A 12543-nucleotide genomic window follows, 5' to 3' on the forward strand; every position below is an offset into this window, starting at 1 on the left:
ACAACGGCGCGAGGCAGGCTAGGGGCACCGAAGTCGGATCCAGGCCGGGATCCGACGCGGAGTCCGGGACAGGAACAGCACCCTGCCCCGGGCTCGCTTCACGTTGTGGAACACTGGTCTAGACAACCCTGAACACCTGAAGGGCAGCATCACATGGCTGAGCGCCGCGTCAACGTCGGCTGGGCCGAGGGCCTCCACGCCCGTCCCGCCTCCATCTTCGTCCGGGCGGCCACGGCCTCCGGTATCCCCGTGACGATCGCCAAGGCGGAGGGCAACCCCGTCAACGCGGCCTCCATGCTGGCGGTCCTCGGCCTGGGCGCCCAGGGCGGCGAGGAGATCGTCCTCGCCTCGGACGCCGAGGGTGCGGACGCCGCGCTCGACCGGCTGGCGAAGCTGGTGGCGGAGGGTCTCGAGGAGCTCCCCGAGACCGTCTGAGAAAGAGCCCCCGAGCGGGGTTCCTCAATTGACGGCGGGAGTGGTCTTCGCACCAAAAGACCCAGCCCCGCACACATTCGAAGGGCTCGCCCGAAAACATCGGGCGGGCCCTTCGCGTTTCCTAATTACGGGCAGCAGAAGTAATCCCCCGCGAATTACCCCTCTTTGTATACGGCGCCGGTGTTAATGACGCACGCCCATCATGTTTACGGGACGTTGCGAAGTCCTCACACGCTCCGGCCGATCTCCCCCGCCGGGAAAGCGCAGCCGGTGCGCGACCGTCGCGCGCTCGGTGTGCAGCGCCGTGACGGCCCGCGCCCGCTCACTGTCGCCGCGCGCCACCGCGTCCACGATCCCGCCGTGCTCCGCCCAGGACTCCGCCGGATTGGCCGGCGCCTCGACCGCGTACATCCAGGCGATCTTGTGCCGCAGCTGGGCCAGCGTGGAGGTCAGGGCGGGGCTCCCGGAGGCCTGCGCAAGGGTCTCGTGGAACCAGCCGCCGAGCGAGCGCAGATCCTCGCTGTTCCCCCTCCTGGCCCGCTCCTGCCCCAGCCTGACCAGGCCTCGAAGCACCTTGAGGTGAGCCTCGGTGCGCCGCTGCGCGGCCCTCGCGGCGCCCAGCGGCTCCAGGAGCATGCGCATCTCCAGCAGGTCCGCGGCCTCCTGCTCGGTGGGCTCCGCGACGCATGCGCCCGCGTGCCGACGGGTGACGACGAAGCCCTCGGCCTCCAGCGTGCGCAGGGCCTCGCGCACGGGGACCCGCGACACGCCGTAGCGGCGCGCGAGCAGTTCCTCGGTGAGCCGGCTGCCGCGCTCGTAGACACCCGCGACGATGTCGTCACGGATCGCCGTGCATACCGAGTGCGCGGGAATGCGCATGACCGGACCTCCGCCTTAATCCCCGCGAAACGCGGTCGATTGACGCTTGTTCAGCGACTCTATTGCAGAGAGCCTGAATTTCCGATGGCGGGCCGGAATCCATGGATATTTTTTGGACAGACAGTCGTTCGAAACGACGAAGCCCCGGCTGTGGGGAGCCGGGGCTTCGGAAGTGTTGACGCCGGTCGTCGGACGTCCAGGGTGCGCGAGCGGCAGAGGATCACACCGTCCGAGCGTCGGAGGATCACGCCGCGCGAGCGTCAGACGTTCACGCCGTGCGAGCGGAGGTAGGCGACCGGGTCCATGTCGGAGCCGTACTCCGCCGTCGTGCGGGCCTCGAAGTGGAGGTGCGGCCCGGTGGTGTTCCCGGTGGAGCCGGAAAGGCCGATCTGCTGGCCCGGGGTGACCGTCTGCCCCACGGAGACGCCGATGGACGACAGGTGGCCGTACATCGTGTAGGTGCCGTCGTGCATCTTCAGGACGATCTGGTTGCCGTAGGCACCACCCCAGCCGGCCGTGACGACCGTGCCGGAGCCGACCGCGTGGACCGGGGTCCCGGAGGCGGCGTGGAAGTCGACGCCGGTGTGGCTGCCCGAGGACCAGAGGCTGCCGCCGGTCTTGTAGCCGGTGGAGATGTACGAGCCGGTGATCGGCAGGACGAAGGTGTTGAGGCGCTTGCGCTCGGCGGCGCGGGCGGCACGCTCCTTGGCCTCGCGCTCCTTCTTCGCCTCCTCGGCGGCCTTCTTGCGCGCGGCTTCTTCGGCCTTCTTGCGTGCCGCTGCCTCGTCGGCGGCGCGCTGCTGGGCGGCGGCCTGCGCGTCAATCTGGGCGGCGACCCTGTCGCCGAGGGTGACGGCCTGGGTCAGCCCGGTCTGCTCGACGGAGGCGTCCGCGGCGAGCGCCGGGGCGGCCAGGGTTCCGATGACACCGGTGGTGGTGAGCGCGGCGACGCCGACGGCGTTCGTGGTGGAGCGCTTCACGCGGCTCGGACGGCGGTGTTTCCCGGGGCCACAGGTGAACGCCATGTAGGGGCTGATCCTTTCCTTCCCTCTCGCCTACCGGGTTAGCTGACGGGTTCGGAGCAGGAAGGTCTCCTACGGACCCCCTCCAGGGAGGGCGTCCGATTCACCCCAGGGACTGCGTATGGGTCCCCGGCTCCCCTGGCTCGCGCCGTACGGGGACTCGGCGATGACTGTCCGGTGCCGCGGGCGCGGCGCACTGCCTGACGAACAGCCGCCCCGACGCTAGACGGGGCGTCTTTCAATCAACAAACGGATCACGGTTTTTGTAGTGCATGCCACAGGGCAGACGGGCAACCTCCCTACCAATACGGACATCTTGGGGATGAAGTCCAAGCGGAATCCGAGCGGAAATCCGAGCAAAAAGGGGCCCGGGCGACTCTTCAGTCACCCGGGCCCTACGGAGTCACGCTCTTCCGCTCCGCGTGCGGCTCGGCTTCCAGCCGGCTTCTACTGAGCCGCTGCTCCGCCGAACCCCTACTCCGCCGGAACGACGGTCACTTCACCGATTCCGAGGGCCTTGACGGGCTCCTGGATGTGCGCGGCGTCGCCGACAAGGACGGTCACCAGACGGTCCACCGGGAAGGCGCTCACGGCGGCCGCGGTGGCCTCCACGGTGCCGGTCGCGGCGAGCTGCTGGTACAGCGTCGCCTGGTAGTCGTCCGGCAGGTACTGCTCGACCTGGTCCGCGAGCGTGCCCGCCACGGCCGCCGCGGTCTCGAACTTGAGGGGCGCCACCCCCACCAGGTTCTGTACGGCGATGTCGCGCTCGGCGTCCGTCAGGCCCTCGGCGGCGAGGGTGCGCAGCACCTTCCAGAGGTCGTCCAGCGCCGGGCCGGTGTTCGGAGTGTCCACGGAGCCGCTGATGGCGAGCATCGCGATACCGGTTCCGTCCGGGGCGGCACGCAGGACCTGGCCGAACGCCCGCACACCGTAGGTGTAGCCCTTTTCCTCGCGCAGGACTCGGTCCAGGCGCGAGGTGAGGGTGCCGCCGAGGCAGTACGTGCCGAGCACCTGGGCGGGCCACACACGGTCGTGCCGGTCGGCGCCGACGCGGCCGATGAGCAGCTGCGTCTGGACCGCGCCGGGGCGGTCCACGATGATCACACGGCCGGTGTCGTCGGCGGTCACCGGCGGCACGGGGCGCGGCTCGGCGGACGAGCCGGTCCAGTCGCCGAGCGTCTCGGCGAGCAGCGCGTCGAGGTCGACGCCCGTCAGGTCGCCGACGATCACGGCGGCGGCCGTGGCGGGACGTACGTGCTTGTCGAAGAAGGCGCGTACGGCCGCCGAGTCGATCTTCTGGACGGTCTCCTCGGTGCCCTGGCGCGGGCGCGACATGCGCGAGGTCGCCGGGAACAGCTCCTTGGAGAGCTCCTTGGCGGCACGCCGGGCCGGGTTGGCCGTCTCGTGCGGGATCTCGTCGAGCCGGTTACGCACCAGCCGCTCGACCTCGCTGTCCGAGAACGCCGGTGCCCTCAGGGCGTCGGCGAGCAGCCCGAGCGCCTTGGGCAGGCGCGAGACGGGCACTTCGAGCGACAGCCGTACGCCGGGGTGGTCGGCGTGCGCGTCCAGGGTGGCGCCGCAGCGCTCCAGCTCGGAGGCGAACTCCTCGGCGGAAAGCTTGTCGGTGCCCTCGGAGAAGGCGCGCGCCATGATCGTGGCGACGCCGTCGAGGCCCGCGGGCTCGGCCTCCAGCGGCGCGGCGAGCAGCACCTCGACGGCGACGACCTGCTGGCCGGGGCGGTGGCAGCGCAGCACGGTCAGGCCGTTGTCCAGCGTGCCGCGCTCGGGCGCCGGGAAGGCCCAGGGCTTGGGCTGACCCGCCTGGGGCTGCGGGTGGAAGTCCATGGTGGCGAGCTCGGTCACTTCGCCGCCTCCTCGTCCTCTTCGGTGGTGTCGGCAGCGACCGGCTCGTACACGAGCACCGCGCGGTTGTCGGGGCGCAGGCGGGACTTGGCGACCTCCTGGACCTCCGCGGCCGTGATGTCCAGGACGCGCTGTACGGCCGTCAGGGCGAGCTGCGGGTCGCCGAACAGGACGGCGTACCGGCACAGTTCGTCGGCGCGGCCCGCGACCGTACCGAGCCGGTCCAGCCACTCGCGCTCCAACTGGGCCTGGGCGCGCTCCATCTCCTCGTCGGTGGGGCCCTCCTCGGCGAACCGGGCGAGCTCCTCGTCGACGGCGGACTCGATCACCGGGACCTCGACGTCACCGGACGTCTTCACGTCCAGCCAGCCCAGGGAGGGCGCTCCGGCGAGCCGCAGCAGGCCGAACCCGGCCGCGACGGCGGTGCGGTCGCGGCGTACGAGCCGGTTGTAGAGCCGGGACGACTCGCCGCCGCCGAGGATGGTGAGCGCCACGTCGGCCGCGTCGGCCGCGCGCGTGCCGTCCTCCGGGAGCCGGTAGGCGGCCATCAGGGCGCGCGCCGGGACCTCCTCCTCGACGACCTCGCGCAGCTGCTCGCCGATGACCTCGGGCAGCGAGCCGTCGCGCGGGGCGGGCTTGCCGTCGTGCCCGGGGATGGAGCCGAAGTACTTCTCGATCCAGGCGAGCGTCTGCTCCGGGTCGATGTCCCCGACCACGGAGAGCACCGCGTTGTTCGGCGCGTAGTAGGTGCGGAAGAAGGCGCGGGCGTCCTCCAGGGTCGCCGCGTCCAGGTCCGCCATCGACCCGATCGGGGTGTGGTGGTACGGGTGGCCCTCGGGGTAGGCGAGCCCGGTCAGCTTCTCGAAGGCGGTGCCGTAGGGCACGTTGTCGTACCGCTGGCGGCGCTCGTTCTTGACGACGTCCCGCTGGTTCTCCATGGACTCGTCGTCGAGCGCGGCCAGCAGCGAGCCCATGCGGTCGGCCTCCAGCCAGAGGGCGAGCTCCAGCTGGTGGGCGGGCATCGTCTCGAAGTAGTTGGTGCGCTCGAAGCTGGTCGTTCCGTTGAGGGAGCCGCCCGCGCCCTGCACCAGTTCGAAGTGGCCGTTGCCCTTCACCTGACCGGAGCCCTGGAACATCAGGTGCTCGAAAAGGTGAGCAAGGCCGGTACGGCCCTTGACCTCGTGCCGTGAGCCGACGTCGTACCAGAGGCACACCGCCGCGACCGGGGTCAGGTGGTCCTTGGAGAGCACCACGCGCAGGCCGTTGGCCAGGCGGTGCTCGGTCGCTGTCAGGCCGCCGGAGCCTGCCTCAGCTGTGGCCGTGTGACCCATGGGCATGTACGTCCCTTCGATCGCGGAAACTGCAGAATTCCTGCCGGTCCTGCCACTGTATGCAAGCGCGCCGACAGGTGGCGAAGTTCCCGCACCTCGTACGCCGAGAGCGAGAATTCCTGAGGTGGGAGGCCGGACTTCCGTTCACCGTGAGCGATCGGGGCGGGGCCCCGTGGAGCCTCTATGGACGGGTCGCGGTCCGCGTTGTCAGTGCGGCGGTCCACAATGGTGCGCGTCAGAACCCGTTCATGCCCCGGCAGAGACTGTGAAGGAGCCGCAGCAGCGATGGCCCGCCGCAGCACGAAGACCCCGCCGCCCGACGACTCGTACGAGGAGAAGATCCTCGACATCGACGTCGTGGACGAGATGCAGGGCTCCTTCCTCGAATACGCGTACTCGGTCATCTATTCGCGAGCCCTGCCGGATGCCCGTGACGGCCTCAAGCCCGTGCACCGCCGCATCGTGTACCAGATGAACGAGATGGGGCTGCGCCCCGACCGCGGCTATGTGAAGTGCGCCCGTGTCGTCGGCGAGGTCATGGGTAAGCTCCACCCGCACGGCGACGCGTCGATCTACGACGCGCTGGTGCGGCTGGCCCAGCCCTTCTCCATGCGCCTGCCGCTGGTCGACGGCCACGGCAACTTCGGCTCGCTCGGCAACGACGACCCGCCGGCCGCCATGCGTTACACCGAGTGCCGGATGGCCGACGCCACGTCACTGATGACCGAGTCCATCGACGAGGACACGGTCGATTTCGCGCCGAACTACGACGGCCAGGAGCAGGAGCCCGACGTCCTCCCGGCGGCGTACCCGAACCTGCTGGTCAACGGCTCGTCCGGGATCGCCGTCGGTATGGCGACGAACATGCCGCCGCACAACCTCGGCGAGGTCATCGCGGCCGCCCGTCACCTGATCCGCTATCCGGGCGCCGACCTGGACACGCTGATGAAGTACGTGCCGGGTCCCGACCTGCCCACGGGCGGCCGGATCGTCGGCCTGACCGGGATCAGGGACGCCTACGAGTCGGGCCGCGGCACCTTCAAGATCCGCGCCACGGTGTCGGTGGAGGACGTCACGGCGCGCCGTAAGGGCCTCGTCGTCACCGAACTGCCCTTCACCGTCGGCCCGGAGAAGGTGATCACCAAGATCAAGGACCTGGTCAACGCCAAGAAGCTCCAGGGCATCGCCGATGTGAAGGATCTCACCGACCGTTCGCACGGACTGCGCCTGGTCATCGAGATCAAGAACGGCTTCGTGCCGGAAGCGGTCCTGGAGCAGCTCTACAAGCTGACGCCGATGGAGGAGTCCTTCGGCATCAACAACGTGGCGCTGGTGGACGGTCAGCCGCTCACCCTGGGCCTCAAGGAGCTCCTCGAGGTCTATCTCGACCACCGCTTCAACGTGGTGCGCCGCCGCAGCGAGTTCCGCCGCGGCAAGAAGCGCGACCGTCTTCACCTGGTCGAGGGCCTCCTCGTCGCCCTCCTGGACATCGACGAGGTCATCCGCCTCATCCGCTCCAGCGACAACTCGGCGCAGGCGAAGGAGCGCCTGATCGAGCGCTTCTCCCTCTCCGAGATCCAGACGCAGTACATCCTGGACACGCCGCTGCGCCGCCTGACCAGGTTCGACCGCATCGAGCTGGAGTCGGAGCGCGACCGGCTCAACGGCGAGATCGACGAGCTGACCGGCATCCTGGACTCGGACGCCGAGCTGCGCAAACTGGTCTCCGGAGAACTGGCCGCGGTCGCCAAGAAGTTCGGCACCGACCGGCGCACGGTGCTTCTGGAGTCCGCGGGCACCCCCACCGCGACGGTCTCGCTCCAGGTGGCCGACGACCCGTGCCGGGTGCTGCTGTCCTCGACGGGTCTGCTGGCACGTACGGCCCATGGCGACCCCTTCGGGGAGGCCGAGGACGCCAAGCGCACCAAGCACGATCTGATCGTCTCCGCGGTGCCGGCGACGGCCCGCGGCGAGATCGGGGCGGTCACGTCCTCGGGCCGCCTGCTCCGGCTGAACGTGATCGACCTGCCACAGCTGCCGGAGACGGCGTCGGCGCCCAACCTCTCCGGAGGCGCGCCGATCGCGGAGTTCCTGTCCTCCCTGGAGCCGGACGAGACGGTGGCCTGTCTGACGACGCTCGACGAGTCCTCGCCCGGCCTGGCGATCGGCACCGAACAGGGCGTCGTGAAGCGTGTGGTCCCCGACTACCCCTCGAACAAGGAGGAGTTGGAGGTCATCACCCTCAAGGACGGCGACAAGATCGTCGGCGCGGTCGAGCTGCGCACCGGCGAGGAGGACCTGGTCTTCATCACCGACGACGCCCAGCTGCTGCGCTACCAGGCCTCGCAGGTCCGCCCGCAGGGCCGGGCGGCCGGCGGCATGACGGGCATCAAGCTCACCGAGGGCGCGAAGGTGATCTCCTTCACCGCGGTCGACCCGGCGGTGGACGCGGTGGTCTTCACGGTGGCGGGCTCGCGCGGCACCCTGGACGACTCCGTCCAGACCACGGCCAAGCTGACGCCCTTCGACCAGTACCCGCGCAAGGGCCGGGCCACGGGTGGCGTGCGCTGCCAGCGGTTCCTGAAGGGCGAGGACTGCCTCTCGCTGGCCTGGGCGGGCGCGGTTCCGGCGCGGGCCGCGCAGAAGAACGGCACACCGGCCGAGCTGCCGGAGATCGACCCGCGCCGTGACGGCTCGGGAGTGTCGCTGGCGAAGACGGTGTCGGTGGTGGCGGGCCCGGTGTAGATCAACCGGTCTCTTCGAGACCGTCGGGCTCCTCGTCCTGTACGTGGATGTCCTGGACGTAGCGGTCCTGTACGTGGCTGTCCTGCACGTGGCTGTCCTGCACGTAGCGGAGGACGCCCCACATGCTGTGTTCGTCGGCGTGTGGGGCGTCCTCTTTGCACGCCTCCAACTCCTTGGTCAGTGCCGCGGTGTCGATGCCGGAGCCGATCAGCACGAGTTGGGTGAGCCGCGCCTCGGTCAAGGCCCAGGGCTCCGGGTAGAAGCGCAGAAACCGCCCGACGGCATGCACGGCATACCGGTTGTCCCGGTCCTGGACGCCGAAATCGACATAGCCCTTGACGCGGTAGAGCCCCTCGGGCCTGCTGTCGAGGAAGTTCATCAACTCCCGGGGGCCGAGCGGCACTTCGGAGCTGAAGGAGAGGGATTCGTAGGCGGAGTGCAGGTGGTCGTGGTGCCCCTGGGGGTCGCTCTCGTTGTGCCGGTGGAGGTCGTCGAAGGACAGCTGTCCGATGCGCTCCTCGCTCGGCCTGCAGTCGATGAGGAACTCGGGGTCGACGCGGCCGTAGATGGCGGGCACGACAGCGGCCCGGTCGACGAGCTCGCGTACGGTGCGCAGCACGCGCTCGCCGTCGTCGGCACGGTCGATCTTGTTGACGACGACGAGATCGGCGAGGGCGAGATGCCGGTCGATCTCGGGATGCTTCTCGCGCGTACCGTCGAACTCGGCCGCGTCGACCACCTCGACGAGCCCGCCGTAGACGATCCGCGGATGCTCACTGGCCAGCACCATCCGCACGAGCTCCTGGGGCTCGGCGAGGCCGCTCGCCTCGATGACGATAACGTCGACACGGGCCGAGGGCCGGGTCAGCCGCTCGAGATACTCGTCGAGCTCACTGGCGTCGACGGCGCAGCACAGGCATCCGTTCCCCAGCGAGACGGTGGAGTCCCCCAGCGCCCCGGCCACGGCCATCGCGTCGATCTCGATCGCCCCGAAGTCGTTGACGACGGCACCGATGCGGCTGCCTCCGCTGCGGTGCAGGAGGTGGTTGAGCAGGGTGGTCTTGCCCGAGCCGAGAAAGCCGGCGAGGACGACGACCGGGATCTGCCGGGCGGAAATTCCCCCGGCGTGGACCTGGTCACCGGAGGTCTGGTCGATCGGGGCCTGCCGTGGGGTCTGGTCGACCGGGACCTGCTGCGGGCTGGGCTGGCTCAACGGGCGACCTCTTTCACACCGACGCGTGCACCGGCTCATGAACCGGCTCTGGGACGAGGACGGCTCGTGGACCGGCGCTCGTACGGAGAATGGCTGCCGACCAAGGATACGAGTGGGAGGAATCCCCGCGAAGTGAACGATTGTTAGCGGCGCTCGCGGGGCACACGTTGGGCATGGCGCCGGTAAACGCGACCCGCACTTCCCTCCGTGCGCCTCCTCTCCGCCTCCCCGCCGATCAGAGCCGCTCGGCAAAACTGGGAGACGGCAAGCGCGCCGCCCACCGCTCGCCGGTCCGCTCCCTGTCGCCCCACAACCGACGACCGGCGGAACGGTCGCCTGATTCGGGGGTTGACATGGCCACACAGAATTCCGCGATACAGAGGCTTGGCTCAGGTGCCTGGGCCAAGCTCGCCCTCGCGGCCAACGCCGTCGCGGAACGCAGCTCACGGCAGCGCAGGCGCGCTGTGCTCACCGAGCAGCACCGGCTCCATTTCGATCTGCTGTGCAAGGCCATGGACGATCCAGCCCTCGCCGCGGTCCTGAACACGTACGAGACGGAGATCACCTCCGAGGAGCAACGGCAGTACCTCTTCGCCAACGCCCTCTACATCAACGCCCTGTACTTCCACCGGATCGGGGCCCTGACGCGTGCGGAGCTGCACGGCCACTTCCGCATCATGTGCCAGAACCAGATCTTCCGGGCGTACTGGGTGGCGACGGAGCACCACCGCAAGAGTCTGCCCGACTCCTCCGAAGAGGCCGAACTGGGCCGGATGATGGACAGCCTGATACAGGATCAGACTGATTCCGACACCGACGAATGGTGGGTCGTGGGAGAGCCCGACGAAGAATCGCCGTGACCCCTGGCGCCGCCCGCCACCGTCGCGCGCGCCGCACACGACCCGCGCACCCCCTGCAAGGCAGGCACTGGCTTACGCTCGACCGCTTGTTGTTGCTTTGCGCACCATGGGCAACAGAAGCCGCTATGTTGTCGCCTGGCCAGATTTCCGGCCACTCCACTCCGACGAACACCCCTGCGCTCGGAGCCGTACCGGTCCCCCGCCCGAGCCCCCAACGCCGGCCGACGGGGCGACGCGTGTCGCGTCCGGGCACGCATCCGCAGCACCTTGGAAAAGGTGTTCCGGCGTCGGCCATAGCTCCGGAGGCCACCACGCATCCGGCGGCGACACGGCCCGGACACCCAGCGCGCGGGAGGTACGCCGGCCGTGACCCCGATGCGCACACCCATCACCCCAATGCCAGGTGTCGTCAAGGCGAGATGCAGGAATCGCCGACTGCTTGTTGTTGCTTTGCGCACCATGGGCAACAGAAGCCGCTATGTTGTCGCCTGGCCAGATTTCCGGCCACTCCACTCCGACGAACACCCCTGCGCTCGGAGACACCTTGCTGCCTCCGACGAACATCTCCGCTCGGAGACAGGCACGCTCCGAGGACCCCACAGCTCGGAGGCACCCATCAGTCCGAGCCATAAGGTTGGTACCACTCCGTGAAAATCGTGCGACGTGTCGGGGCTACACCACGCGAGCGCGGCAGCGCCACTGGTCAGTCGTGCCCCGACATCTTCGAACTCAGTGACGGCAGCTTCGCTGTCATTGGGCGCGAGGCCACCAAGGAACTCGACCCCGAGCTTCCGCCCGACGCCGCACGAGCCGACTATGAGCGGATCGTCATCATCACGCGCGAGACCCTGCTCCGCGCGAAGAAGGACATCCCGGATGCTTGACGTCACGGCCGCCAGGAATCGATCCAGGGATTGATCCTGGCACGGCTCCAGGAACCGATCGCGGGCATCTGAAGGCCGGAGTTCCGCCCGGTACCCCTTGGGCCACGACGTCCAGGCCCGGCATCGACGCGATGCCGGGCCCTTCACGTGTCACGACACTGGATCGCGTCAGCCGGCCGCCGGGACCGGCACCGGCGGAACCGGCCCCACATACCGTGCCGCCGGACGGATGATCTTCGGGTCCTCCGCCTGTTCCAGGATGTTGGCGCTCCAGCCGACGACGCGGGCCGCGGCGAAGGTGGATCCAGGGGGCGATGCGGTCGGAAGTGCCGATCGCGTCGAGGGTGTCCAGGGCCCGGCTCGGCGCACCGCCGTGCAGCGGGCCCGACAGCGCCCCGACCGCACCCACCAGGAACGCGGCCACGTCCGCCCCCGTCGACGCGACCACCCGCGCGGTGAAGGTTGACGCATTGAATCCGTGATCCATGGTTGATAGCAAGTACTGCTCGACCGCACGGGCCCGCGCAGGGTCCGGCTCCGAGCCCGTCAGCATGTAGTGGTAGTTCGCGGCATACGGCAGGTCGTCACGCGGGCCGAGGAAGTCCTGCTCGGCGTTGACACCCACAACCGGGGCCGCTCACAGTCGGTCAGAGGCAGTCGCTCCCTGTTCCGGCTCTGGGCGGCCCGGGTCTGGCGGCGTCGATCCGGGGTGAGACCTCTGGCAGCGCTCGGTTTCGCCCCGGCCGAGCCGTGATGGGGACGCCCGCCTCCACGCGAGGCCAGATGTATGAGTGCTTCCAGGACGGCAATCCTGGGGGACCTCACTGGCACCGGTGGAGGTCGGTCCCGGACACCACCCGTGGTTCTAGCGGGCCTGGGTGGCCTCCCCATCCTTGCGAGACGACCCCACCGTGCCAGACAGCACCCACCAGCCACTCCCCCAGCCGCACCTTCCTCTCACACGCGGCCTCCCGGGCCTCTCCCAGCTCCCCGCGGGCCGCGGCCGATCTCGTGTCCTGCTCGGCGACCTCACCGGCCGTTACGCGGCGGGCAGCTACAGCGGGCTCGGCTCCGACGGCCGGACCCTGGCCCTGTGCCAGGACCGTCAGGGCGCGGCCGAGCACGGGCACCGGGTCACCGCCGCCATCGCCTGCCACATCGCCCGCGCCGGCGGCACCGCCGACCAGCTGACGCGGCTGCTGCTGCACCCCGAGCACTAGGCCCTGTCGTCAAATTCCCGTCTGCCCCGCGACGCCATGCACGCACTCTCACCGCACCAGGCACAGACCCAAGTACGTCCAGTACGAGGGC

At 69.5% G+C, this 12543-nt stretch carries 10 protein-coding genes, 1 pseudogene and 1 riboswitch; of the genes and pseudogenes, 5 read left to right on the forward strand and 6 right to left on the reverse strand.

Features of this window, described 5'->3' with window-relative positions:
• Positions 1–153 precede the first annotated feature (153 nt).
• Positions 154–435, forward strand: a complete 282-nt coding sequence (locus ABZ656_RS32655; protein ID WP_054229914.1) for an HPr family phosphocarrier protein — start codon at positions 154–156, stop codon at positions 433–435.
• Positions 436–618: 183 nt separating this feature from the next.
• Here ABZ656_RS32655 and ABZ656_RS32660 read toward each other — a convergent pair whose 3' ends face one another.
• The 4 genes from ABZ656_RS32660 to ABZ656_RS32675 all read right to left on the reverse strand — a co-directional run bounded on the left by ABZ656_RS32660 (position 619) and on the right by ABZ656_RS32675 (position 5536).
• Positions 619–1314, reverse strand: coding sequence for a GntR family transcriptional regulator (locus ABZ656_RS32660; protein WP_101401149.1), 696 nt, complete (start codon positions 1312–1314; stop codon positions 619–621).
• Between the two features lie 260 nt (positions 1315–1574).
• The gene (locus tag ABZ656_RS32665) at positions 1575–2339 is read right to left on the reverse strand and encodes a M23 family metallopeptidase (protein WP_101401148.1); all 765 of its coding nucleotides are present in this window, start codon (positions 2337–2339) and stop codon (positions 1575–1577) included.
• Between the two features lie 12 nt (positions 2340–2351).
• A riboswitch (cyclic di-AMP (ydaO/yuaA leader) is annotated at positions 2352–2512 on the reverse strand.
• Between the two features lie 298 nt (positions 2513–2810).
• On the reverse strand, positions 2811–4199 hold the full coding sequence (locus ABZ656_RS32670) for a pitrilysin family protein (protein WP_101401147.1): 1389 nt from the start codon (positions 4197–4199) through the stop codon (positions 2811–2813).
• Positions 4196–5536 carry a pitrilysin family protein gene (locus ABZ656_RS32675; protein WP_101401146.1) on the reverse strand — a complete coding sequence of 447 codons (1341 nt, stop codon included), beginning with the start codon at positions 5534–5536 and terminating at the stop codon, positions 4196–4198. Before ABZ656_RS32675 ends, ABZ656_RS32670 begins: the two co-directional genes overlap by 4 nt.
• A 279-nt stretch (positions 5537–5815) precedes the next feature.
• Here ABZ656_RS32675 and ABZ656_RS32680 point away from each other — a divergent pair, with 279 nt between their 5' ends.
• Positions 5816–8275: a DNA topoisomerase IV subunit A gene (locus tag ABZ656_RS32680; RefSeq protein WP_101401145.1), complete on the forward strand. Its 2460-nt coding sequence runs from the start codon at positions 5816–5818 to the stop codon at positions 8273–8275.
• A 1-nt stretch (position 8276) separates the two neighbouring features.
• On the opposite strand, the gene ABZ656_RS32685 is transcribed toward ABZ656_RS32680, so the two are convergent.
• Complete coding sequence (locus tag ABZ656_RS32685; RefSeq protein WP_360272633.1) at positions 8277–9392, reverse strand: GTP-binding protein; 1116 nt, start codon at positions 9390–9392, stop codon at positions 8277–8279.
• A 449-nt stretch (positions 9393–9841) separates the two neighbouring features.
• Here ABZ656_RS32685 and ABZ656_RS32690 point away from each other — a divergent pair, with 449 nt between their 5' ends.
• Both ABZ656_RS32690 and ABZ656_RS32695 read left to right on the forward strand, forming a co-directional pair.
• On the forward strand, positions 9842–10348 hold the full coding sequence (locus ABZ656_RS32690; RefSeq protein ID WP_101401143.1) for a DUF6082 family protein: 507 nt from the start codon (positions 9842–9844) through the stop codon (positions 10346–10348).
• 647 nt (positions 10349–10995) lie between these two features.
• The gene (locus ABZ656_RS32695; protein WP_054229908.1) at positions 10996–11232 is read left to right on the forward strand and encodes a hypothetical protein; all 237 of its coding nucleotides are present in this window, start codon (positions 10996–10998) and stop codon (positions 11230–11232) included.
• 168 nt (positions 11233–11400) lie between these two features.
• On the opposite strand, the pseudogene ABZ656_RS32700 reads toward ABZ656_RS32695, so the two are convergent.
• Positions 11401–11824 (reverse strand): annotated as a pseudogene (locus ABZ656_RS32700) (citrate/2-methylcitrate synthase); the annotation flags it as partial.
• Between the two features lie 319 nt (positions 11825–12143).
• Between ABZ656_RS32700 and ABZ656_RS32705 the strand changes: the two are divergent.
• Entirely contained in the window at positions 12144–12452 is a 309-nt protein-coding gene (locus ABZ656_RS32705; RefSeq protein WP_360272630.1) for a hypothetical protein, read from the forward strand.
• Positions 12453–12543 lie beyond the last annotated feature (91 nt).

Source organism: Streptomyces sp. NPDC007095 (assembly GCF_040634475.1).
GTDB lineage: Bacteria > Actinomycetota > Actinomycetes > Streptomycetales > Streptomycetaceae > Streptomyces.

Coding starts and splice junctions, on each gene's coding strand:
- ABZ656_RS32665 (WP_101401148.1), bottom strand. CDS start 2,339: ATGGCGTTCACCTGTGGCCCCGGGAAACACCGCCGTCCGAGCCGCGTG.
- ABZ656_RS32660 (WP_101401149.1), bottom strand. CDS start 1,314: ATGCGCATTCCCGCGCACTCGGTATGCACGGCGATCCGTGACGACATC.
- ABZ656_RS32655 (WP_054229914.1), top strand. CDS start 154: ATGGCTGAGCGCCGCGTCAACGTCGGCTGGGCCGAGGGCCTCCACGCC.
- ABZ656_RS32680 (WP_101401145.1), top strand. CDS start 5,816: ATGGCCCGCCGCAGCACGAAGACCCCGCCGCCCGACGACTCGTACGAG.
- ABZ656_RS32690 (WP_101401143.1), top strand. CDS start 9,842: ATGGCCACACAGAATTCCGCGATACAGAGGCTTGGCTCAGGTGCCTGG.
- ABZ656_RS32675 (WP_101401146.1), bottom strand. CDS start 5,536: ATGCCCATGGGTCACACGGCCACAGCTGAGGCAGGCTCCGGCGGCCTG.